Annotated in this window: 20 protein-coding genes; 14 read left to right on the forward strand and 6 right to left on the reverse strand. The window is 41.2% G+C overall.

The annotated features are described in order from the left end of the window. Genes NSQ26_RS13460 through nrdI form a run of 4 tightly spaced genes read right to left on the reverse strand, consistent with a single transcriptional unit; the run spans nt 1 to nt 4,122 of the window. On the reverse strand, nt 1-624 hold the full coding sequence (locus NSQ26_RS13460) for a hypothetical protein (RefSeq protein WP_499718538.1): 624 nt from the start codon (nt 622-624) through the stop codon (nt 1-3). Further along, complete coding sequence (gene nrdF / locus NSQ26_RS13465; RefSeq protein ID WP_090774783.1) at nt 621-1,613, reverse strand: class 1b ribonucleoside-diphosphate reductase subunit beta; 993 nt, start codon at nt 1,611-1,613, stop codon at nt 621-623. Before nrdF ends, NSQ26_RS13460 begins: the two co-directional genes overlap by 4 nt. 57 nt (nt 1,614-1,670) lie before the next feature. Further along, on the reverse strand, nt 1,671-3,773 hold the full coding sequence (nrdE, locus tag NSQ26_RS13470) for a class 1b ribonucleoside-diphosphate reductase subunit alpha (RefSeq protein ID WP_090774784.1): 2,103 nt from the start codon (nt 3,771-3,773) through the stop codon (nt 1,671-1,673). After that, nucleotides 3,736-4,122 carry a class Ib ribonucleoside-diphosphate reductase assembly flavoprotein NrdI gene (nrdI, locus tag NSQ26_RS13475; RefSeq protein ID WP_090774785.1) on the reverse strand — a complete coding sequence of 129 codons (387 nt, stop codon included), beginning with the start codon at nt 4,120-4,122 and terminating at the stop codon, nt 3,736-3,738. The genes nrdE and nrdI overlap by 38 nt, the downstream gene beginning before the upstream one ends. A gap of 282 nt (nt 4,123-4,404) precedes the next feature. Between nrdI and NSQ26_RS13480 the strand changes: the two genes are divergently transcribed. From NSQ26_RS13480 to galU, 8 genes are all read left to right on the forward strand, one after another. Beyond that, nucleotides 4,405-5,406 (forward strand): glycosyltransferase family 2 protein, encoded by a 1,002-nt coding sequence (locus tag NSQ26_RS13480; RefSeq protein WP_499718539.1) that lies wholly within the window; start codon nt 4,405-4,407, stop codon nt 5,404-5,406. Between the two features lie 143 nt (nt 5,407-5,549). Beyond that, complete coding sequence (locus NSQ26_RS13485) at nt 5,550-6,926, forward strand: sugar transferase (protein ID WP_245701010.1); 1,377 nt, start codon at nt 5,550-5,552, stop codon at nt 6,924-6,926. Nucleotides 6,927-6,999: 73 nt separating this feature from the next. Continuing rightward, nucleotides 7,000-8,196, forward strand: a complete 1,197-nt coding sequence (locus tag NSQ26_RS13490) for a CDP-glycerol glycerophosphotransferase family protein (RefSeq protein WP_499718540.1) — start codon at nt 7,000-7,002, stop codon at nt 8,194-8,196. 2 nt (nt 8,197-8,198) lie between these two features. After that, the gene (locus NSQ26_RS13495; protein WP_499718541.1) at nt 8,199-8,948 is read left to right on the forward strand and encodes a CDP-alcohol phosphatidyltransferase family protein; all 750 of its coding nucleotides are present in this window, start codon (nt 8,199-8,201) and stop codon (nt 8,946-8,948) included. A 226-nt stretch (nt 8,949-9,174) separates the two neighbouring features. Further along, entirely contained in the window at nt 9,175-9,570 is a 396-nt protein-coding gene (gene tagD / locus NSQ26_RS13500; RefSeq protein WP_090774789.1) for a glycerol-3-phosphate cytidylyltransferase, read from the forward strand. Between the two features lie 63 nt (nt 9,571-9,633). Continuing rightward, nucleotides 9,634-11,787 (forward strand): bifunctional glycosyltransferase/CDP-glycerol:glycerophosphate glycerophosphotransferase, encoded by a 2,154-nt coding sequence (locus NSQ26_RS13505; protein ID WP_499718542.1) that lies wholly within the window; start codon nt 9,634-9,636, stop codon nt 11,785-11,787. 107 nt (nt 11,788-11,894) lie between these two features. Then, nucleotides 11,895-13,457, forward strand: coding sequence for a glycosyltransferase family 2 protein (locus NSQ26_RS13510; RefSeq protein WP_499718543.1), 1,563 nt, complete (start codon nt 11,895-11,897; stop codon nt 13,455-13,457). Between the two features lie 22 nt (nt 13,458-13,479). Then, nucleotides 13,480-14,367, forward strand: a complete 888-nt coding sequence (gene galU, locus NSQ26_RS13515; protein WP_499718544.1) for a UTP--glucose-1-phosphate uridylyltransferase GalU — start codon at nt 13,480-13,482, stop codon at nt 14,365-14,367. 158 nt (nt 14,368-14,525) lie between these two features. Here galU and NSQ26_RS13520 read toward each other — a convergent pair whose 3' ends face one another. Next, nucleotides 14,526-15,341, reverse strand: a complete 816-nt coding sequence (locus NSQ26_RS13520) for a polysaccharide deacetylase family protein (protein WP_499718545.1) — start codon at nt 15,339-15,341, stop codon at nt 14,526-14,528. A gap of 168 nt (nt 15,342-15,509) precedes the next feature. Next, nucleotides 15,510-16,508: an LCP family protein gene (locus NSQ26_RS13525; protein WP_499718546.1), complete on the reverse strand. Its 999-nt coding sequence runs from the start codon at nt 16,506-16,508 to the stop codon at nt 15,510-15,512. Between the two features lie 499 nt (nt 16,509-17,007). Here NSQ26_RS13525 and NSQ26_RS13530 point away from each other — a divergent pair, with 499 nt between their 5' ends. From NSQ26_RS13530 to NSQ26_RS13555, 6 genes are all read left to right on the forward strand, one after another. After that, nucleotides 17,008-18,030, forward strand: coding sequence for an ABC transporter ATP-binding protein (locus tag NSQ26_RS13530; RefSeq protein ID WP_499718547.1), 1,023 nt, complete (start codon nt 17,008-17,010; stop codon nt 18,028-18,030). Next, entirely contained in the window at nt 18,017-18,949 is a 933-nt protein-coding gene (locus tag NSQ26_RS13535; protein WP_090774797.1) for an ABC transporter ATP-binding protein, read from the forward strand. The genes NSQ26_RS13530 and NSQ26_RS13535 overlap by 14 nt, the downstream gene beginning before the upstream one ends. Nucleotides 18,950-18,953: 4 nt before the next feature. Then, on the forward strand, nt 18,954-19,916 hold the full coding sequence (gene opp4B, locus NSQ26_RS13540) for an oligopeptide ABC transporter permease (protein ID WP_090774798.1): 963 nt from the start codon (nt 18,954-18,956) through the stop codon (nt 19,914-19,916). 18 nt (nt 19,917-19,934) lie between these two features. Next, nucleotides 19,935-20,843 (forward strand): ABC transporter permease, encoded by a 909-nt coding sequence (locus NSQ26_RS13545; RefSeq protein WP_090774799.1) that lies wholly within the window; start codon nt 19,935-19,937, stop codon nt 20,841-20,843. A gap of 15 nt (nt 20,844-20,858) precedes the next feature. Next, nucleotides 20,859-22,673: an oligopeptide ABC transporter substrate-binding protein gene (locus tag NSQ26_RS13550; protein ID WP_499718548.1), complete on the forward strand. Its 1,815-nt coding sequence runs from the start codon at nt 20,859-20,861 to the stop codon at nt 22,671-22,673. Between the two features lie 377 nt (nt 22,674-23,050). Beyond that, on the forward strand, nt 23,051-24,877 hold the full coding sequence (locus NSQ26_RS13555) for an oligopeptide ABC transporter substrate-binding protein (protein WP_499718549.1): 1,827 nt from the start codon (nt 23,051-23,053) through the stop codon (nt 24,875-24,877). Nucleotides 24,878-24,903: the final 26 nt, after the last annotated feature.

The raw sequence follows: 24,903 nt of genomic DNA on the forward strand, positions 1-24,903 counted from the left end.
TTAACTTCTTTGCAAAATCCGCGCTACATATTGCGACCAACGTTCAAGTCGATTGAACGTTGCATCTTCATTTAATGCGGTAATCGAAATCCACCGTCCAGAGAGTTGATCGGTTTCTTTAATGGAGATGATCGCATCTTTTACGACGTCGATCACCGTTAAAATGCCGATATGAACCCGACCGACATCGGTATCGTCATCGTTAATCAAACCGATTGTATCTACGTTCTCCATCATATCGCGCTCAATATACAGTTCTTCTTGCAGTTCACGCATCATGTTTTCTGTAATGAGGTCAGGAAATGTGTTGGCGCTGCCTGTATTCATGTGACCACCAAAACCAATCGACAACTTGTTATGGAGCCGTGCCTCGCCACCTTTTTGTAGTCGTTCATACAAATAAACTTGTGAGCCACGACGGATGACAACATAAGGAATTGGTTGTTTGTACGCTTCGTTTTCTTCGGCATCACCGCGGCGCATCTCGTCGAAATAGGTGCTTAATGCTGCCATAATTGGTTCAATTTGTGCTTGGTTGCTTGTGACTCCTTGGAAAGTGAGTGTTTCTTCTTGAAAAATATTTTTACGCGGGGCAACAACAATTTGTTCATCCATCTTGTTCATCGCACAGGTGCCTCCTTCTCTGGAAAAACAAAGTCTTCATCGCGCAACGGCTCAACCGTTGCTTTTTTGTACCCGTTGCCTTTCATGGAGAAGAAATCATGTGATTTTGTTTTCGTATCTAAACCATTCAATACAATTGGGTTAATTTCTTCTTCTTCAAAATGAGCGTCAAATCCGAGGTTCATTAATGCCTTGTTGGCATTGTAGCGAATAAACTTTTTCACATCGGCAGATAAGCCAACCGGGTCATAAAGTTCCTCTGTATAAGTGAGTTCATTTTCATAAAGCTCTTCTAAAAACGCAATCGCTTTATCGTACCAGGTACGTTGTACTTCTGGCGTTTGTTTGTTGTAAACTTCTTGGGCGAGCAGGCCAACGTACACACCATGAATCGCTTCATCACGCAAAATGAGGTTGATAATCTCACCACTTTGCATCAACTTCCCTTGCCCGTAAAAATAAAGTGGATAATAAAAACCGCTGTAAAACAAAAAGCTCTCTAAGTAGACAGATGCAACCAATGCAAAAAAGAGAGAATGGTCGTCACCAGGTGTGATCGCTTTATATTTTGAAACGATCCGGTCTGCTTTAAACTGCAAACGTTTATTTTGTTTGACCCATTCAAACACATCGTGGATTTCCTCAGTGGCTGCCAAAGTCATAAAAATGTTCGAGTATGATTTCGCATGAACGGCATTTTCCATCATCGCCATAAAATTTAGTACCGCTTTACGTTGATGTCCGTTAATGTGTTCGGCAATAATTGGCATTCCTGTATTGCCTTGTTCTGTATCAAGTAAAGTTAAGCCGCCCAAAACTTTCATGTACGTATCTTTTTCGGCGGGAGATAAATACTTCCATGTGAGTAGGTCGCCGTTTAAAGAAACTTCTTCAGGAAGCCAAAATTGTTTCACATTTTGATTATAGAACATTTGCGTAAAATCATCTTCGTGTTGGGACCAATTGGCTGCATCGTATATATGTGCCATCACGTGCTCGTCTCCTTCTGCATCGGCGGAAGCTGGGTGCTCCCGCCTCATAGTTATTTAAACGACACAGCTTAAGCATGTGTCTTGTCCAGTGTCCTTCGTGCGGGCGTAGTAAATCGTTTTAATGCCACGATGGTGGGCATATAAGTCAATGCGATTTAAATCGCGGGTCGTCATCGTGTCTTTTAAGAACAACGTAAAACTAATACCTTGGTCGACATGTTGTTGAATCGTCGCCACCATATCAACGACTTTAAACATGTCCATGTCGTACGCCTCTTTGAACAAGAACCATGTTTTCTCAGATAGCCCCGGCATCGGGTAGTACGTCTTTGAGTTGCCATATGTGCGCTCTTCAATCCGCTCCATAATTGGCATGACACTAGCGGTGGCCGATTGTACGTAAGAGATGGAACCTGTTGGGGCAATGGCAAGACGGTAGCTATGATACAGGCCATGTTTGGCAACGAAGTCTTTTAGGTCGCGCCAATCTTCTTTTGTCGGTACATGCATGCCTTCAAATAGTGCCGCAATGCGGGCGGATGTGGGTGCGAAATCCTCGGTTAAATAGCGCTCAAAATACGTGCCATCGGCATATGTGCTTTCTTCGTAGCCGTAGTATGTGGTACCTTCGTCCCGCGCCATTTCGGCAGAGCGCTCGAGCGAGTAGAAGTTCATCATCATAAAAAAGGTGTTGGCGAAGTCGCGCGCATCTTCACTTTCATATGCGATTTGCTCGCTTGCAAGGTATCCATGTAAGTTCATGGCGCCAAGCCCGATGGAGCGCATTAATTTATTCGCGCGCCGAACCGCGGGGGCATTCGTGATGTTTGTCGACTCAGAGACACGGGTTAATGCGTCTGTCGCTAGTCGCACCGTTTGTCGTAATGATTTGTTGTGCATGACGTTCATCATGTTAATGGAGCCAAGATTACAAGAAATGTCTAAACCGATGTCATCGGGCTCGTTGTAATCGGTGTAGGTCGATACTTGTGAGGCCTGTAAAATTTCTGAACAAAGGTTGGAAAATTTCACATGGCTAATATGATTATTCGCATGAACACGATTGACATTGTCGGCAAACACGATATATGGATAGCCTGATTCTGAACGTAGTAAAGCGAGCTTTTGCATGAGACGGCGGGCGTTCGTTTTCTCTTTTCGAACGCGTGGATCTTCTACCAATATGTCATACATCTCATCGAAGTTCATTTCGTCTAAGTGCTGGCCATACGCTTTGTACACCGTATGCGGATAGAACAGATAAGCATCTTTATCTTCACGGGCCAGTTCAATGAACTTGTCTGGGATGACAACGCCAATGGATAGCGTTTTGACACGCACGTCTTCATCAGCAGAAATTTTTCGTGTATCGAGAAAGTCGTGAATGTCCGCATGGAAAATATTCAAATAAGCGGCACCTGATCCTTGACGCTGTCCCATTTGGTCGGCATAACGAAAAGCATTGTCAAGCAGCTTCATCACGCCGACAACCCCTTTTGTTGCGTTCTCCACGTCTTTAATCGCTTCTCCTTTTGCCCGTAACTTCGATAAATTGAGCGAGACACCGCCACCGAGTTTAGACAGTTGCATGGAAATATCAACGGCACGGCTAATATCATTGAGTGAATCGCCTACTTCAAGTAGGAAGCAAGAGACGAGTTCACCACGCCTTTTTCTTCCGGCATTTAAAAAAGTCGGTGTTGCCGGCTGGAATTCTTGCGCAATCATTGCGGAAACGAGCGCTTTGGCATGGTTAATATCGCCATCAGCAAAGAAAAGCGCAACAATGGCGATGCGGTCTTCATACCGTTCTAAAATTTTCTGTCCGTCGTTTGTTTTTAGTGCATAATCATTGTAAAACTTGAACGCACTCATAAAAGAAGGAAAACGGAATTTCTTTTCATAGGCGATGTTCATCACTTCTTTTATCTCTGCCATCGAATACTTTTCGAGCAGCTCTGACTCGTAGTAGTCATGCTTGATCAAGTAATCGATTTTCTCCTCTAAATCGTGGAAGAACACGGTGTTTTGGTTAATATGGTCAACAAAATAACTATGTACAGCTTGTTTGTCTTTTTCGAACTGATAAGCACCATCTGCTTTAATCATCAGTTCATTATTAAGCTGTACCCACTTTGGTACTTGATTTTGTGACAAGGGCTTCAACCTCCTGTGAGAAAATGGCCACATCATTTGGTGTGCCACTTAGTTCAAATTTATGCAAGACAGGCACATGATACATTTGACTGATCGTGTCCGCGCTTTTCGCAAAGCGATTACCCCAAATGCGGTTTCCGCTTGCGGCGACGCCACGAAGGAAATGATGATTGTTTTTGAGAAAGTGGCGGACCTCAAGTGGAATATCACCAAAGCCGGTTGTATACGTAATGAGTATAAAAGGCTTGTCCACTTGTAGGGTGGACTGCAGTGGTTGGCAGTCTAAAAAGGAAAGCTTGTCCACGAATCGGCGCACATTCCCCGTTTTTGAAGCAAAGATCATCTTCATGAGTATCACAGCCCTTTCGTCATGTCTACACTACATATAGTACCACAAAAGCGCAACGGGGTCTATATATTGATTTTATCCCCAACCTGTGCACAAATGCATTAAATACTGCATGTGGTGCGACATGAGACTTGTGGATAAGTATTTATCCTCTTTTTTCGACAGATGATTTTCTATTTTAATGTAAATATGGATAAATATTTATCGTGGATAGCCTGTTTGTTTACATCTACGCATGTTTACGTTACGATGAGTAGCGTGAAGTGAGTGAGGTGGAAAGTAATGAAGAAACCTTTTTTTTCAGTGTTGCTCGTTGTGCGCAATGAGGAACGTGATATCGAAGGGTTATTGACACAATTGTTAAAGCAACAAAGTGAGCAGTTTTTGATGGAGTTAATTGTTATTGACGGCATGTCAACCGATCAAACGAAAGCGATCGTCATGCGTTATCAAGCAACATATCCGCAGATTAAATTACTTGAAAATCCACGACAAACATTGCCTGCAGGATGGAATATCGGGATTCGTGCAGCGCAAGGCGATTACATTTTGCGGATTGATGGTCATACGGCCATCCCTGATGACTTCCTTTTACGCTACACAAAGACGATCGAAGCGCATCCCGAAGCAGATGTTGTCGGTGGTGTGATTGATTCAAAAGGGCGCAGCTTCCAAGGGGAAATCAATGCGTATGTGTACGCTCATCCATTTGGTGTTGGCAACTCAAAGTTTCGGACATTAAAAAATACTTCATGGGAAGGGTATGTCGATACTGTTCCTTATGGTGCTTATAAACGTGAGATTTTTGCTGAAGTCGGTTTTTTTAATGAGACATTAAAACGAAATGAAGACATTGAATTTCATAAACGAATGAAAGATGCTGGAAAGCGATTTTTTTTATCGACAACGATCACTTCTACTTATTTTGTGCGACCAACGTTACGGACATTAATTGAAAAGTCTTTAGGGGACGGGAAATGGACGGTCATCGCGAATAAGCGGACACCAGGTGCTTCAGGTGTCAGGCAAAAGGCACCGCTTGTCGCATTTGTGCTTGGGTTGTTGTTCACGATTTTATCATTTTTTCATTTATATCTATTCGCGGCGTTTCTGCTGATGGTGTCACTATACGTTGGCGTCAATGCTTACGCTAGTGTTGGGATTGCACGTAAAAAAGGATGGCGCGCTTTGTTCCCGTGCATGGTGACCTTTTTTTGTTTACATTTCTTCCGAGGATGGGGTTCATTTTCGGCGTATTTTAGCCGTGATTACTGGCGGTTGTGAGTAGAGGAGGTTGTGTCCTTTCTTGTCTCGGAATGTCAAAAAGGTGCTAAAAATTAATGGAAATTCTCCCATAGGGAAGATTTTTTTCATTGACTATGTTAAAATGTGCTGAAGATAAAACTATGAAACTAGGAGTCATGCATATGCCAAATATGATCCCAAACAAAATGATCCGCGGTGTGACGATGTTCATTGACCTTGTGCTCATTTTTCTTGCATACGGTTTGGCGTTCACGCTGCTACGTGATCAGATGGATCCACGCAACATGGAAGCATTCAGCTCCGTGGTGCCATGGATTTTACTGATCAGTATATTATTTTTAGGTATTTACGAATTAGATCGCCTCGTACAACATGATTTTTGGGACATTGTCAGGAAGTTGGCCATTGCCCTTACGCTTATTATGTTGCTTACGATGACAGCTTCGTTCTTTTTTCGTGAATTTGCATTACCGCGCTCATTATTACTTGTGGCGCATACGAATGCTTTTTTCTTGTTACTTGGTTGGAAATGGTTGTATACAAAGTATAGCCAATTTACCCGTGAAGGTCGTGTCATGTTCATCGGGACTGAAGAAGAATTTGACCGTATGGAAAGAAGCCTATCCACCTTTCTGTCTAAAAATAGTTACGTACGTTGGTACGATAAAAATGAATCACTTGCCGCCTTGCAGGCACATGTCATGCAATATGATGTCATCTTTCTTGGCTCAGGAATTGAAGAAGCGAAAAAAGAACGGCTCATGTTTTGTGCGATGAAAAATGAAAAACTCGTTTATGTCGTGCCGAAAGTGAATGATATGTTGCTAATGAATACGTCAGTGACGACGGTCGATGATACGATGGTCATGCAAGTAAAGCCGTTTACGTTAACACTTTTCCAAGCTGGCTTAAAGCGAATGATTGACGTAGCTGTTTCCTTCGTGTTATTGCTTTTCACTTTGCCGGTGACGGTGATTTGTGCGATTGCGATCAAGTGCGGAGATGGTGGACCAATCTTTTTTAAACAAGAGCGGCTCGGGAAAAACCATCGTCCATTTCATATATTAAAATTTCGTTCCATGGTCATTGATGCAGAAGCGAAGACGGGACCAACGCTTGCGACAACGAATGACGCTCGGATCACGAAAATGGGTAAATTTATTCGTAAAACGCGGATTGACGAATTACCACAACTAATAAATGTGTTAAAAGGTGATATGTCTTTAGTCGGTCCACGACCGGAACGTGCTTTCTTTGCGACACAGTTTCAACGGCAAAACAAATGGTTTAACTACCGCCATGCTGTCAAACCGGGCATTACTGGTTACGCACAAGTGATGGGTAAATATACGACGAGCGTCGATAAAAAATTAACGTTTGACCTACACTACATTCGTAATTACTCACTTTGGCTTGATTTCATTATTTTGATGCAAACGATCTTGGTTGTCATTAATAAAGCGAAATCAGAAGGAGCAGAGCTACCAAAGACAAAAAGCAGTCAGCAGATGCCTTATGTTGCACGTAAGACACAGTAGAAGTTAGTATAAAGTTGCCCCACAAATGATTATGGTTGTGGGGTTCGCTGTTTGATTGTAAGGAGATGGATCCATGCTGAAACGATTAAAACGAATCAATGCGGTTCAAATGCTGACGCGCTTTGTTTTTTGGCTAGTTGCAAAGTTGCCAGTGAATGAGCGATTAGTCATGTTCGAAAGTTATTCGGGTAAGCAATATAGTTGCAATCCCCGGGCAATTTATGAATATATGCGCGAGCAGAAGATGGATTATACACTAATTTGGAGTGTGAAAAAGCAACACGAACGTTTATTTGAGGAGAATGGGGTTCGTTATGTGCGAAGGTTGAGTTTGCAGTGGTTTTTGCTCATGGCACGAGCGAAGTTTTGGGTGATAAATAGCCGTATGCCAAATTGGGTCCCAAAACCAGTTCATACGGTGTACGTGCAAACATGGCACGGGACGCCCTTAAAAAAACTTGTCGCTGACATGACAGATGTCAAAATGCCAGGCGTCACAAAACAAGCGTATGTAAAGCATTTTCATGCGGAGTCAAGCCATTGGGATTACTTGATCTCACCCAACCGTTATTCAAGCGATATTTTTCGGAGGGCGTTTCAATTTAAAAAAGAGATGCTTGAGACAGGGTATCCACGTAACGATGTTTTAACGACGAAAAGCCATCCTGACGCCATTGCGGCGTTAAAGAAAAAGTTTGCCATCCCAACAGACAAGAAAGTGTTTTTATATGCCCCAACATGGCGTGATGATGAACATGCTGGACCAGGTGCCTATACATTTCAGTTGCAAATAGATTTAGACACTTTTAGGGAAACATATGGCGCCCGCGCAGTGTTGCTCGTCAAACTTCATTCGTTTATAAGTGAGAAACTGGATCTTTCGTCCTATAATGATTGTGTAAAGGATGTTTCTACCTATTACGATATTAATGAGCTTTATTTGGTTTCAGACATGCTCATTACCGATTACTCGTCTGTGTTTTTCGATTACGCGAATTTAGGACGGCCGATCATATTTTTTACGTATGACTTAGAGCGTTATCGTGATGAAGTACGAGGATTTTATTTTTCTTTGGAAGAAGAAGCGCCGGGACCGATTGTGCGGACGACAGAAGCATTGCTTGCTGCGATTGGTCGGTTTGAGGAAGAAGGATTAGGATTATACGAGGACGCGTATACGCGCTTTCAAGAGAAGTTTTGTGCGCTAGAAGATGGGCAAGCGACAAAGCGCGTCGTCGAGCGCGTGTTTCCATATAAAGGAGCCGAGTAGTAATGACAACGGAGCAAAAGTTAGCGACGACGTGGTTTGATACAGCGAAAGTTCGCACGTTGCGTGCGCAATCACAAGCATATAGTACAAAAGAAGACTTATGGTCATGGTATGTGCTGCGGCGGTTATCTATCTTTGTCACCATCGTGTTTTTAAAATGCCGCTTAACACCGAATGCCGTTAGTTGGCTCAGTGCTTTTTTCGTTGTTGCATCAGGGGTTTGGGTAATGCAAGCCACACCGCTCAGTTTTGTGATTGCCTTTTTTTGTTATAACATCGGCTATTTATTCGACTGTGTAGATGGTGAAATGGCACGTTTGACGGGAAAAACGTCCAGAAAAGGTTATTTTATCGATTTGCTTATTCAAGGTGCTACGTTGCCCGTGTATTTATCGATTTTGCTTGCGATCTTAACGATGACCGATCGTTTACAATTGTCATCGTCTGAATCCGTCATAGTTTACGGTGTCGTTACGTGTATCGTTATGGCATTATTCATTCCAATCTCTTACCAATTAACACATGCCACACATGCTGACCAGCGCGATCCAGTTAATCAAATTCGGACGAAGGCGTTATTATGGCAATTTGTTGGTGTGTTGCTCGGTCTCCCTGGTTTTTTTGTCACTAGCGCTCTTTTGTCAGTGAGTGTAGGAATGTTGTTGACAGGCTGGTATTTGGTGGGATTTTTATTGTTGATGGTATGTAAAGTAGGAGCACGTTTTGTCGTGACTTTGCGTACGTTTCAATGAGGGAAGTGTTTGATAATTGTACTATAATGAGGCTGTGTCGTTATGTAAAGATGAAGATTTATGTTATAATAGGAAAATGACTGTCGAGGGAAATTCAATGGCGCGTAGCGTGTTGTATATAAACATAAATGAACGTTGAAGACAGACGAAGCATGGCTGTAGAATACGAGTATGAAAATGACAACGAATTTATTTGATAAAAATCATAAGAGAGGAGAAACACGCGATGAAAAAAGTGATTACGTACGGTACATTTGATTTATTACATTGGGGTCATATTAATTTATTGAAACGAGCAAAAGATTTAGGCGACTATTTAGTTGTTGCCATTTCATCGGATGAGTTTAATGATTTAAAGGGGAAGAAGTCTTTCCATAGCTTTGAAAACCGAAAAATGATTCTGGAAGCGATTCGGTATGTGGATGAAGTGATTGCAGAGGATAATTGGGAACAAAAAGTTGAAGATGTGAAGAAACATGATATTGATGTATTTGTGATGGGAGACGATTGGGAAGGAAAGTTCGATTTCCTCAAAGAACACTGTGAGGTTGTGTATTTACCGCGAACAGCGGGCATTTCAACGACGAAGATTAAAGAAGGATTAAGTGCTGTGAATCAATGAACTAAATAAAAGTGCGTATTGTTTTAGAGGCAAGCGAGCCGAAAGGGGTGAATCGTAGCATCAATGGTTAAATTTAGTGTCATTGTGACAGTATACAATAAGCAAGACTACATTGAACGGTGTTTAATTTCTTATGCAAAACAAGACTATAAGCATAAACAGCTAATCATTGTTGATAATGGATCAACAGATGATAGCTTACGTATCATAAAAGAGACAATACAAACGCATGAGATACACGATGTAGCGTTAGTTACGTGCGACGTTTCTAAGAATGTAAGTGTATCGCGCAATGCCGGTTTAGAGAAGGTCACTGGAGATTGGTGTCTCTTCTTAGACGGTGATGATTATATTCAGGAACATGCACTTCGTTTATGGGGTGTACTTGCTGAGATGACCGATTCACCTATTATGATGAGCCGCATGCAAAAATCACATAATGTTAAGCCTGTAGAGGAATTGAATTTACGCACAAGTCGATGGACAGCTGAAAACTTAGTAAAGGCAATGAAACGACACTCTGTTGCAGGGGTGCTGTACCGAAAAGATTTTATAGACTGCTTCGAACTCAGTTTTAAGGAATCACGCCATTATTATGCTGATGATGGGTTTACAATAGATGCATTAAAAGTAGCTTCACAAGTATCCTATATCAATCTTCCCCTCTACATCAAAGGGGAATGTTACGACCCAATTCAGCAACCATCTTTAAATATAGAACCATTTTCCAATAAGATTGAGGAGTGGCTTCGCTTTTTCAAGCAGGTGATGGAAGACGGATGTTTGGAGAAAAATGGCTGGCTACGCACTGAACTAGAAGAACGGTTTTTAAAAGTATATTTCCAGGAACTTGCTGATTACCGAAACCATGTATTATTTAAACAATACTTTACGCAAATTCAATCTGGTTTAGCGTTAGTGCGTGAGGACACGATTCGTAAGAGAGGCTGGCTGGGGAGAAAACAGATTGCGGCACACCTCAAAGGGAGTCAAGCATCAGCATGCAAATGGATCGATCGACGATTGAACGCGAATCAATGGCGCAATGGCTTTAAAAGCCGCACAAAATTATATCAGCAAATTTCAAGGGTATGGTTTCACCGACGTCCGCTTAAGAAAAAGCGCGTGTTGTTTGAAAGCTTTGGTGGTAAGACGTATGCTTGTAACCCGCGTTATATTTATGAGGAACTGCAAAAAAACGATGATTCGTACGAATGTATTTGGGCATTCAATCAGCCAAAGGATAAGGACATCCCAGGAAAGCATCGAAAAGTAAAGCGACTAAGTTTAAAGTATTATTACTACGCAGCGACATCTCAATATTGGGTGATGAACGCGCGAAAAGAGAAGACATTAGATAAGCGTGCGGGTACGATCTATGTGCAAACTTGGCATGGGACGCCATTAAAACGTTTGGCAGCAGATATGAAGGAAGTGAAAATGCCTGGAACGTCAACAACGGCGTATAAGCGAAACTTTTACGAGGAAACGCAGAGTTGGGATTATTTGATCTCTCCAAATATGTACTCCTCGAAGATTTTTCGACGGGCCTTTAACTTTACAAAAGAGATGCTAGATATTGGGTATCCGCGTAATGATTTGTTTTATGATCCTGCTAAGACAGACATGAGCAATATCCAACGATTGAAACAGCGTTTAAACATTCCCTCAAATAAAAAAGTGGTCCTTTATGCACCGACTTGGCGAGATGATGAGTTTTATGCTAGAGGTCGATATAAATTTGAAGTGAAATTGGATCTTCGAGAAATGCAGGCACGTTTTGCAGATGAGTATGTGGTGTTGTTACGGATGCATTATTTAATTGCCGACAATCTAGATGTAGATGGGTTAGAGGGATTTGTCTATAATGTTTCTGATTATGACGATATTGCGGAGTTATATTTGATCTCGGATGTTTTAATTACAGATTACTCCTCTGTCTTTTTCGATTATGCCAATTTAAAGCGTCCGATTGTTTTTTATACGTATGACCTTGATAAATATCGCGATGACTTGAGGGGATTTTATATTGACTTTGCCGTTGAGGCACCAGGGCCATTACTAGAGACATCCGAGCAAGTGATGGATGCTTTAGAAAACATTGAGTCGGTTTCGGCCGAATTCGAACAAAAAAGAGATGACTTTTATAACCAATATTGCCATCTGGACAATGGACAAGCATCTCGTCATGTGGTTGAACGCGTATTTAAAAAGTAAGTAGCAGGTGCCAGAGCAGGCAATCTTTTTTGTACTGCTCACGCACCATCATTGGAAGACGGATGGGGTCAACCAACTTTTTATAAAAAACAGAGAAGAGGGTCATGATGCGAAATCTGTTGGGGAAACTGAGGCTTAAAAATAAGGACGAAAGTACTGAAGAAGAATACTTTTCTAAGATTGATTATCATGTGATAAACGAGGATGCATTGAACACAAAAACGGCGGTAACAGTGATCGTGCCTGTATATAACGCCGAGAAATATTTGTCACAGACGATTGATTCTGTTGTCGTGCAACATATTGGTTTTCAAAACGTAACACTTATTCTAGTAGATGACGCATCAACCGATCGTTCAAAACAGATTATGAGAGAGTACGCTCAGCTTTACCCGAATATCGTTGCCATTTTCTTAGAAGAAAATACAGGAACACCCGCATTTCCGCGAAACTTAGGTATCTACTTAGCAAACTCCTCTTATGTGCTGTTTTTAGACGCGGATGATTGGCTTTCTCGTCAAGGATTAAAGACCTTGTACGATTTAATGGAAAAAACGGGTGTGAACTATGCGGCTGGAAAAACAATGAAAGTAGAAAGTAAACGTCAAAAGATTGTTGCGCCTTATACATCGTGCGCGGACAGGGAAGGCGTGTCGCCTTTTTCTATCAGACATATGTTTTATCACTTGGGACCGCCTTCACGTATGGTTAAATTAGATTTGTTGCGACAACATAAGATTTTTTTCCCAGAGATGAAATTTGCTGAGGACAAACAATTTTTTATTGATGTCCTTTCTGTTGCGGGAAAAATTTCGACAACAACAAAGACCATTTATTATGTGAATAGGCGAGAAGACAATGTTTCGCTAACAACGAAAACAAATGTGCTGGAGAAGATGGACACAAACTTAACTGTATTACGTCATGTGCTTGACAAAAACTTACCAGTCGAACAAGAGAAAATGATTGTAAACCGGTTAATCGAGTTTGACTGTATTGCGCGCTTATTTGACCGTAAGCATTTTATCAAGAGCAAAAATAAATCTGCATATTACAGCAAACTTAAAAAAGCTATAAAAATTTTCAAAGGCTATCGCCGAAGTTATGAACTAGAAGATATTCTGATAAAGCCATTGGCCCAAGCGTACTTTCGTCTCTTCATGCAAAAAGAGTATGATCAATTAGTTGAGCTAGCAAAATGGTCGAAAAGCAATGAAGAAGCAACTTTCATGATGAAAGATGGCACGCTTTATTGTAAGACCTCGTTAGAAAATACAGCTTTTTCATGGTTAAAAGTACTTCTTCATGTTGAAACTAAGGATGTATCAATGCATGGCGGAAATATCCACATTTTTTTAGATCCAGAAAAGAGTGTTGCTAAAGGGCTTGAGACGATTCAATTTGCTAGTCGCGCTGCCCCCGATACTGTTTATCTGGACGGAGAATGCGTAAGTGACAGCAAAGGTTTGCAGATGATACTCAAGAAAGAAAAGATAGAACTTCTCCCAGAAGGTGGATATGTGATGTATGCCATATACAATGGGTATGAGAAGACGATGTTAAAGAAGGTCGATGAAAAGAAGGTTGAGTGGATTGCTAACGGCAAAAAATATCAATTTTATCAGACCATCAATGGAAATCTATCCTTAAAAATCATTGCAGAAAAATGATGGTGACAAGGGGCTCTAGTGTATGAATAAAAAGATAAAGAAAGCGATCATCCCAGCTGCCGGGCTTGGAACAAGGTTTTTGCCAGCGACAAAAGCAATGCCGAAAGAAATGTTACCGATTGTTGATAAGCCGACGATTCAATACATTGTCGAAGAGGCTGTGCATTCAGGAATTGAAGACATTATTATTGTGACCGGAAAAGGAAAGCGTGCGATTGAAGACCATTTTGATCATGCGCATGAGTTAGAACAAAATTTAGCTCAGAAAGAGAAATATGAGTTGCTTGAAGCTGTGCAGGAGGCGGGGAAAGTTGATATCCATTATATCCGTCAAAAAGAACCTAAGGGTTTAGGACATGCAGTTTGGTGTGCGCGGAAATTTATCGGAAATGAACCATTCGCTGTCTTGCTTGGAGATGATATTGTCCGGCATGAAAATCCATGCTTACAACAGTTAATTGAGCAATATGAGCAGAAACATGCGAGCATTATTGGTGTGCAACAAGTGCCGCACGAAGAAACAAATCGGTACGGCATTATTGATCCAAAAGTGCAAGAAGGTCGTCTTTACGGTGTCAATCGCTTTGTTGAGAAACCAAAAGTAGCAGAAGCACCATCAAATTTGGCGATTCTCGGTCGCTATATACTGACTCCGGAGATCTTTCAATTCCTTGATAAGCAAGAAACGGGTGCTGGTGGCGAGATTCAACTGACGGATGCGATCAGTGCGTTAAATGAGACGCAAGATGTCTATGCATATGATTTCGAAGGACAGCGCTATGATGTAGGTGAGAAAATCGGATTTGTGTTAACGACGCTCGCATTCGCGCTGGAGCGAGAAGACTTGAAACCAGCACTGCTGAAGAAGATGAAACAGTATGTGGAACTAGAAGAGATGTTGAAGAATTAAAATTAACAAGAGCTATGAGGATTCCTCATAGCTCTTGTTGATGATGGTTTATAAGGAAAGAATCTATGATCGTAACAATACGCACCTAAGCATCCACCGGTTAGGCTCAACCTAACTTTAAGATAGAGGATGTGTGTGGTGACCAAACAATAAATAGATCATTTTATTGTAGCGGGATCAATAAAACCGTAGCCTTTTTCACGTAATCCAGTAACAATATCTTTAAGCGCATCAGAAGTCCACTTTAAATCATGCATAAGTAAGTTTGCTCCTGGCTGTAGGTGTTTACTATTGACCATGTAATCTGCAATGGCCTCTGGTGTATCGTAGCCCTCTTTCCAATCACGTCCATATGTCCAATTCATTAACGTCATACCTTCTTCTTCAGCTACTTTCTGTGCATGCTCGGTGTGTTTACCATAAGGAGCACGGAAGAAGCGTGGACGCTTCCCAATGATGTCTTCAACTAAATTGTTTAATGATAAAATGTTCCCAGTTTGGTCTTCTTCTCGTAGTGGTTCTAATTTTACATGTGTCATCGTATGGTTACCAATTTCAAACCCCAGATCTGCGACTGTTTTGAGTGTTTGTCTTCCTTCTTCATTATGAAGATAAGTGCCATTTACAAAGAAAATTGCAGGGACATCCAGTTCTTTTAGTGTTTTTGCCATTTCAAGGACATTATTTTGGTCTGGATCATTAAAGCGAAAAGGGTCGTCAAATGTTAATAAGACGGCTTTCTCATCAGCTTCTATGCCTGAGCCTGCAATTGGTTCGAGCACATAACTGTTGTCTGGATTTACTTCATATAATATTTTTGCGCTTTTTTCATTGGATACGAGCTTTTTTTGCTCTACGGGCGCTTTCGACTGCGGAGCTGTAGGTTTAGTAGAGTCAGAACCGGAATCGCTCTGGGCTTGATTACAACCGATAAGGAAGCTTAGACAGGTTAAAATAATAAATATCTTTTTCAAGAAAATTCCTCCTAAAATGTAGTGGACATTTTGTTGTCTAGTGTCGAATTTACACTAATTATTATTGTAGACGTTTTGGAGGAGAAGGGCAAGTAAATTTAATATGACAAACCCTCATATTAAAAAAGTCAAAAGCTGCAAAGTGTGCACCTTGCAGCTCGTTAAATGTTAATAGCCTGAAGTATGAACAGGTTTTTTCGGTGTCCACTCGAGGTGCTCGTGTAAACGTTGCTTCACCTCAGCAAGAGATTCATCATAAAGACCAAGATAATAAATGTCATTGATGCGCATATCGTCTCCCTCTAACTGAAGCATTTCAATGTTATCAAGAGAACCGGCATAACCGTGTAGAGAAAGAAGATGACCAAATTGTAAATCAGTTCTCAAGTTATCCCCAATCGCATCCATTACACCTTGAAAGCGCGTAATACTAGAAAATGAAGTGGCTTTTTGAATGATCGCTTTAATGACTTGTTGTTGGCGCTGTCCACGTCCAAGATCCCCTTTTAAATCGGATTTCCGTTCGCGTGAGTATGCTAATGCATGTTCACCGTCTAACGTCGCTGGGCCTTCCTTGAAGTGTAACGTCCGACCCCCTTCTGTGAAGTCAAATGTGTATGTGACATCAACGTCAACGCCCCCAAGTTCATCGACAATTCGTTCTAAGCCGGCAAAATTAATTAGCGCATGGTAATCAATGGGAATGTCTAATAATTTCTCGACTGTCTCGATGGTTGAGTCAACACCATCTCCCTTTGCGCTTGCATGATTAATTTTGTCCATAATACCCAGTCCTGCAAGTTCTACATAAGAATCACGAGGGATACTCGTTAAAATAACTGAGTGCTCAGCTTTGTTAAATGTAGCAACAATCATGGAATCTGTTCGCGTATTTTCCATGTCTTCGCCTTCGCGGGCGTCACTGCCGAGTAACAACACTGAAAAGTTATCTTTATCAATATCAATCGGTTCTGCGCGCATGGCCGATTTGTCTCCGCGCTTAAGCTCATTGTAAGACCCCGCAGCAGTGTCTTGCAGTTGTTTCACAAAATAAACGATCCCGCCACCGAGCGCGAGAAAAGCGACAATAATTGTGATCAGGATGGTTTTTAAGATTTTTTTAGAGCGACGCTTCTTCCGTCGGTCATTCCGTGTATAATCGGTCATAAGATGTTCCTCCTACATTAAGAAAAAAATATTGTAATGGGATAATAGACTCTAAGCATATGAAAAGCAATATGGATACTTGCTCTAACCGTTTATTTGAACGGCCATCATTCGATAGATTGGCAGCAAAGCATACTCTACAACGGTGATGTTCAAATTCAAATTATAACACAAAATGATATGCGAAGGTAGCGTATGGATATGGTAAAAGATGTTACATGTTTTTTACGGAGAGGTTACGCCCGTAAAGTATGGATGTCGAATAATAGGAAAGTCAAGCGTGCATTTATAAATTTTATGTTGCAATTTGAAGGGACGTCTTTTATACTTATTCTTAGTATCATTTTCAAAGTATCCCATAAACACACAATATATTTTTGTAAATTCATAACAAGTCTTTACGCTGTGTGTACTTAAGTGCGATGCATATGTAAATACATAGTTAATGAATGAACGGGATCTGTAGTTAAGTTGATGATGGAATAGAGGTGGAGCTGCCATGGAGGAGAACAAATTACTACGAATAGAGAACTTAAAAACGTCGTTTCGTATTAACGATCAATATTATGCGGCGGTTGATGATGTTACACTCGATGTACGTAAAAATGAAGTTCTCGGCATTGTAGGGGAGTCCGGTTCTGGAAAAAGCGCACTTGCTTTTTCGATTATGGGCTTGCACCCGAAACTGAATTCAAAGATTGAAGGTCACATTTATTACAAAGGTGACGACATTGCTGGTGCATCAGAGAGAAAGATGCAAAAACTTCGAGGTGGCGATCTCGGAATGATCTTTCAAGACCCGATGTCAGCGTTGAATCCGTTACACCGGGTGGGGGACCAAATTAGTGAAACACTCTACCTGCACACGAGCTTAAACCAGCAAGAGCGGAAAAAAAAGGTTATCGATTTGTTGAATCAAGTCGGTATCCCGCGTCCTGAGACGGTTTATTCCCAGTATCCGCATGAGTTATCGGGGGGGATGCGGCAGCGTATTGTCATCGCGATTGCGATTGCCTGTGATCCAACGTTTTTAATTGCTGACGAACCGACAACAGCACTGGATGTCACGATCCAAGCGCAGATTTTGGATCTCATCAGGAAACTGAAAAATGAATTAGATAGCGGTATCATTTTAATTACGCATGACCTCGGGGTTGTGGCAGAGATGGCAGACCGTGTAGCTGTCATGTATGCGGGGCAAGTGGTGGAGATTGCACCAGTGAAGGAACTGTTTAAAAATCCAAAGCATCCGTATACACGATCATTACTACGCTCGAATCCGACAATGAGTCAAGAGAAGTCTAAACTACATGTGATTCAAGGGGTTGTACCATCATTGGTGAACTTGCCACGTGAAGGGTGTCGTTTTAAATCACGAATTCCGTGGATAGATGAATCCGCGCATGAAGCACAACCAAAATTACATGAGGTTGTACCGGGACATTATGTGCGTTGTACATGTTATCAAACATTTGATTTTCCAGGAAAGAAAGAGGAGGAAATTGCAAATGGGATTTCTTAAAGTCCAAGACTTGAAAGTCCACTTTCCCATTAAAGCTGGTATTTTGAAACGAACGGTTGGACATGTCAAGGCAGTAGATGGCGTGACCATTGAGCTGGAGCAGGGAAAAACGTATGGGCTTGTTGGCGAGTCTGGTTCAGGGAAAAGTACGACTGGGCGTGCGATTATTGGTTTAAATGATATTACGTCCGGGAGAATCATTTTTGATGGCGTCGATATTACAGACAAGCGAAGTAGCAAAGGTGATATGCGACGTAATATTCAAATGGTGTTTCAAGACCCGTACTCTTCATTAAATCCAAAAAAGCGGATATTAGATATCATCGCAGAGCCGCTGCGCAATTTTGAAAAGATGACGAGAGACGAAGAATTTCGTGCGGTGGAAGAGTTGCTCAATATGGTAAATATTAGTAAGGATAGCATTTATAAATATCCACACGAGTTTTCTGGAGGACAAAAACAACGTATTGGTATTGCCCGAGCGATTGCACTGAAGCCGAAATTGGTCATTGCAGATGAGCCTGTTTCTGCACTAGATGTATCGGTGCAAGCACAAGTGTTGAATTTTATGCAAGATATTCAACGCGAGTTAAACTTAACGTATTTATTCATTAGTCATGATCTAGGTATTGTTCGCCATTTTTGTGATCATATCGGTATTATGTATAAAGGCCGGCTCGTTGAAGTTGGGAAAACAGAAGAGATCTTTATGAATCCGCAGCATATTTATACGAAAAGGTTATTGTCAGCGATCCCGGATATTAACCCGGAAAATAGAGAGCAACAACAGGCGCTTCGTAACCAAGTAAATCAAGAGTATCGCGAGCGAGCAAATGAGTATTTTGATCAAGAAGGACTTGCCTTTTCCTTAAAGCCAATTTCTCCAACGCATTTCGCCGCTGTACGGGAGAGAGGGTGAGCGTATGTGGAAATTTATTATTCGGCGTATGTTAATAGCGATTCCGCAATTGTTTGTGCTTAGTTTGCTTATTTTTTTTCTTGCGAGCTTAATGCCGGGTGATCCGTTTACTGGATTAATTGATCCAAGCATTACAGCTGAGCGTTTAGAGGAATTACGTGAGGCTCATGGGCTAAATGATCCATGGTATCAACAATACACACGGTGGATTGGGAATGCACTGCAAGGTGATTTTGGACAATCATTCCGCTTTAAAATGCCTGTTTCTGAGCTAATTGGTCAGCGGATGTTAAATACAGCTGGTCTAGGGATATTTACGCTAGTTTTTTCCTACTTGATTGCACTTCCGTTAGGGATCATCAGTGGTCGTTACAATGATTCATGGGCAGACAGAGTGATCTCAGGATATACGTATCTCGGTTTTGCGATTCCAAGCTTTATTTTTGGTCTTATCACATTGTTTGTTTTTGGATTTAACTTAGGTTGGTTTCCAACAGGGGGAAGTGTCACACCTGGATTAGAGCCAGGGACATTTTCTTACTTTATGAGCAAGATTCATCACATGCTTTTGCCAGCGATGTCACTAGCACTTATCACTGTTGTTAGTACTGTCCAATATTTGCGTAGCGAGATTATCGATACGAAGCACAAGGAGTTCATTCAAACTGCACGTGCTAAAGGGGCAAGTGAAAATCGTGTGTATAATCATCATATTTTCCGCAATTCACTCGTTCCTATTGCAGCTTTTTTAGGATATGAAATCGTTGGGGTGCTTGGTGGAACAATCTTTATTGAAATGGTGTTCAGTTTTCCAGGAATCGGTAAGCTGGTGATAGATTCTTTAACAAACCGAGACTACAGTGTGTTTAGTGCGCTGTTGCTGTTATCAGGATTTTTATCAATTGTTGGAACGATGCTTTCAGACATCATTTTAAGTATTGTTGACCCACGAATTCGTATTAAATAAGAAAGTGAGGACCGTCGTATGAAGCAGCAAAGCAATGCACAACCGCTAGGTGATGGCAAAATTGTTAAGTCGCCATCGGGAATGAAAATTGTTTTGAAAGAAATTGTTAGGGATAAGCTCGCTTTATTTTCACTTATTTTGTTTGGATTAATTGTAGCTTTTGTTTTCGGGGTTTCTCTTGTTTTGAAAGAGAGTGAGATTGTAACGGTTGATTTATTAGCCATTTTTGAACCGCCGTCTTCAGAGTTTTGGTTAGGGACTGATCATGGCGGACGTGATATATTTGGACAACTAATTATTGGTACGCGTAACTCATTGATTATGGCATTTGCTGTGACAATCATGTCCGGTATAATCGGATTAGTCTTTGGTTTAGTAGCCGGTTATTTCGGTGGGCACGTGGACAATGTATTTATGCGTATCGTTGACTTCTTTATGGTTTTGCCAACAACGTTGATTATTATCGCGTTTGTGGCGGTCGTACCTGGTTATACTCTCATTCAATTTTCGTTAATTATGACTGCTTTTTTATGGTTATCAATGGCGCGCTTAATTCGTTCAAAAGCATTGCAACAAAGTTCGCTTGAATATATTCATGCGGCTAGGACAGTAGGTACACCTCATTATAAGATCATTTTTAGTCATTTGTTACCTAACTTAAGCTCGATTGTTATTGTCAATTTCACTTTAAGTTTAGCTGCAAATGTAGGGATTGAGACAGGCTTATCATTCTTAGGGTTTGGGTTTCCGGAGTCAAAGCCAAGTTTAGGTACATTAATGAGTCATGCGACTAATCCACAAATTTTTGAGCTTCGCCCATGGGTATGGTTACCTGCGTCAATTCTAGTATTAGTATTGATGTTGTGTATAAATAATGTCGGTCAAGCGTTAAAACGTTCGACTGACGCAAAACAACGAAGAGGTTAAGGGGGAAAGAGAGTGATGAAAAAATTACTTAAAACGAAGTTTTTTGCTGTACCTGCGCTTGTTTGTGTACTGGCTTTAGCTGCTTGTGGTGGTGGAGATAGTAACGACGACAAGGATGGTGCTAATAAGGCAAAAAAAGAAGATGGCGTCTATACATTAGATGACTTTGAACAAACGAAAGCTGCCGAAGGTGAGGCAATCGGTGGCACTTTAAATGTCGGAATTTATGCACCGTCAGCCTTTGAGGGTATATTTGATTGGCAATTCTATGAGAACAGCGGGGACTCTGATATCATCAGCTGGTTTAGTGAAGCGTTATTCCGTTTGGATGAAAACTTTTTGATGTCAGATAAAGGTGCCGCGACGATTGATGTTTCAGATGATAAAAAGACGTATACCATTACGATCAAAGATAACGTTAACTGGCATGATGGAGAACCTGTGAAAGCAGAGGATTATGTGTTTGCGCATGAAGTAATTGGGCATAAAGATTATGATGGTGTTCGTTATGATGCGACTTTTAAAAACATTGTTGGCATGGAAGAGTACCATGATGGGAAAGCGGACAATATTTCTGGTTTTGAGATTGTCGATGATAAAACTGTGAAGGTGACTTTTAAAGAAGCGAATCCATCTTTGATGAATAGTGGCCTTTGGTCATATGCGATGCCAAAACACTATTTTGAAGGTGTTGAGGTGAAAGATATGGCAGGTTCTGATCAAGTGCGTAAAAAACCACTTGGTTATGGACCGTTTAAAGTGGAAAGTATCACTCCTGGTGAATCTGTGACGTTAGTGAAAAACGAAGACTATTGGCAAGGGGAGCCAAAAGTAGATAAAGTTGTTTTAAAGGCGCTGAACCCGAATGTCATGGCTGAATCGCTGCGTACAGGTGATGTTGACATGGTGAATAGCTTCCCGGCGGCGCAGTTTGCTGATAATGCCGATATGGACAATGTCGATTGGCTTGGCACTGTAAATAATGGTTACAATTACACTGGTTTTAAACTTGGTAAATGGGATGAAGAAAAAGGGGAAGTCGTGCCCGACCCGGAAGCGACAATGGCTGATGTGAACTTGCGAAAAGCCGTTCGTTTAGCGGTTGATTACGACGAACTTAGCAAGAAAATGTACAACGGCCTGCGTTTCCCGGCAAATACAGTCATTCCACCAACATTCCTGTTGTATCATGATGATTCAAATCCAGGATTTGCATATGATCCAGAGGAAGCAAAGAAAATTTTAGCAGATGCTGGTTATGAGGATAAAGATGGCGATGGGTTTGTGGAAACGCCTGAAGGTGAACCGTTAGAGATTACGTATGCAGCTCGTGCGGGAGATGCAACGGCTGAAGCGGTTGCAAAATTTGAGATGCAGTCATGGCGAGACGTCGGTTTAAATGTGAATTTGCTGGAAGGTACAGTAACGGATCCGACCGTGATGTATGACCGCATTCAAGAAGATGATCCAGCGATTGATATGTATACAGCTGGTTGGGGATCTTCAACAGATATTGATCAATCAGGACTGTTTGGTAAAGATGCGATGTTTAACTATCCGCGTTATACTGATGATCGCATTGAAGAATTGCTTGCGGACGGGATGTCTGATGCGTCCTTTGATCCAGAGCACCGGACGGAAGTGTATAATGAGTTCCAAGCCTATATTAATGAGGTGCTTCCTATAGCACCAACGTTGTACATGCTGGATGTACGACCAGTTAATAAACGTGTAAGTGGTTATTCGGTTGAAATTGGTAACTTTGAGTATGGTGATGAAATGAAACACATGATTCAGCTAAATGATGAGAAACCAGCTGTAGCGAAGTAAATAGTTGTGAAGAAGGTTTGTCCCTCTACTCTATCTAATGAATGATGTGATAGCGTAGAGGGATTTTTTTAAAAGGATAGATGGATTATGGAACCAAAATAGCGTATTAAAAAACTCTCGAATTTTTTCGGGAGTTTCTTTATGTTGTCGTGTTTATTAATTAAAGAAATCGAAACGAATATGAAACAAAAATAATATTTAAAATGTATAGTATCACAAAGAAGATAATCATAAATGTGGGTAGAAAAAGGTGAGGAATAAGTGGGTGAAGTAGAATGATTGGTCATTTAAACATGATACATGTGTATAAATGGTGTGAGCCAAGCGTAAATATGTGTTAAGATAAAAAATTTAAAAATTTGAGGGGGAGATTAGTTTTGAAGAAGCCGTCTATATTAAAATGGCTAGCAGTATCTACGCTTGTCGTGACAACAACGTTGGCTGCGTGTGGAAATGATCGTAATACGTCTTCAAAACCGGGTCATGAGGGTGATCCAAAAGAACCAAAAACAATTCAACGAGAAGACGGGATTTATTCTGTCGATGATTTCGAATTAACAAAAGAAACAGAAGGAGACAATCTTGGTGGGACATTAAAAGTCGGAATTGTCGCATCTTCAGCCTTTGAAGGGACATTAGACTTCCAATTTTATGGTATTTCCACAGATGCCGATATTATTGAATGGTTTAATGAGTCGCTGTTTTATACGGATGAGAATTTTCAAGTGACAGAAGAAGGGCCGGCAACGATTGAGGCATCAGAGGATAAAAAGACATATACGGTCACGATTAAAGAGAATGTTAATTGGCACGATGGAGAACCAGTGAAAGCAGAGGATTTTGTGTTTGCGCATGAAGTGATTGGTCATAAAGATTATGATGGCCCTCGCTATGATGCATCATTCCAAAATATTGTTGGTATGGAAGAATATCATTCTGGTGAAGCAGATGAGATCTCAGGGTTTGAAATTATAGATGACAAGACGCTGAAGTTGACATTTAAAGAAGCGACCCCGTCGTTAATGAATGGTGGAATTTGGTTTTATGCAATGGCAAAACACTATTTTGAGGGTGTTGAGATAGCCGATATGTCAGCTTCAGATCAAGTTCGTGTGAAACCAATTGGATATGGTCCTTTCAAAGTAGAATCTATTGAACCGGGTGAATCGGTGACGCTTGTTAAAAATGAGGATTATTGGCGAGGTGAGCCCAAAGTCGATCGTGTTGTGTTAAAAGTGGTGAACCCTGATGTAGTGGCTCAAGCATTGCGATCAGGGGAAATTGATATGGTGAATACATTTCCATCATCGCAATTTGCAGATAATGCGGACATGAATAACGTTGATTGGCTTGGACGCGTGGCACTTAGTTATTCGTATATTGGTTTTAATCTAGGTACGTGGAACGCAGAAGAAGGTCAGATCAACACAGATCCTGATGCAAAAATGGCAAATGTCTCCTTACGTAAGGCGGTGCGCTTAGCCGTTAATTACGAGGAATTGGGGGAAAAAATGTATAGTGGTTTAAGGTTCCCAGCTACAACTGTGTTACCACCTGCTTATCGACTTTATCATGATAAATCAAACCCCGGTTTCTCGTATGATCCAGAAAAAGCAAAGCAAATTTTAGCGGATGCGGGTTATGAGGATAAAGACGGCGATGGCTTTGTTGAAACGCCAGAAGGTGAACCTTTAGAAATTATGTTTGCAGCTCGTCAAGGTGATGCGACAGCAGAAGCGGTGGCTAACTACGAGATGCAAGCGTGGAGAGACATTGGTTTGAATGTGCAGTTGCTTGATGGTGCATTGATGGAGGTGAATGCTTTCTATGATCGTATTCAAGAAGATGATCCAGCAATTGATATGTACACGGCAGGATGGAATGTAGGATCAGATGTTGACCCGGCAGGACTTTTTGGGGCAGAAGCGCAATTCAATTTCCCGCGGTATATTGATGATCGGATTGAGGAATTAATTACAGAAGGATTATCTGATAAAGCTTTCAATTTGGATTACCGGCGCGAAGTCTATAATAAGTTTCAGGCATATATTAATGAAGTATTGCCATTAGCGCCGACACTTTATAGTCTAGATGTTGAGCCAATTAACAAACGTGTGAGTGGGTATTCAATTGAACGAGGAAACAATGATTATGGATACCATACGATTCAATTGAATGCGGAAGAGCCAGTTGTGGATAAGTAGTTTGTTAAAAACGATCCTGTTCTGAG

Origin of the sequence: Bacillus sp. FSL W7-1360 (assembly GCF_038592975.1) — a bacterium.
Lineage (GTDB): Bacteria > Bacillota > Bacilli > Bacillales > Bacillaceae_D > Shouchella > Shouchella lonarensis.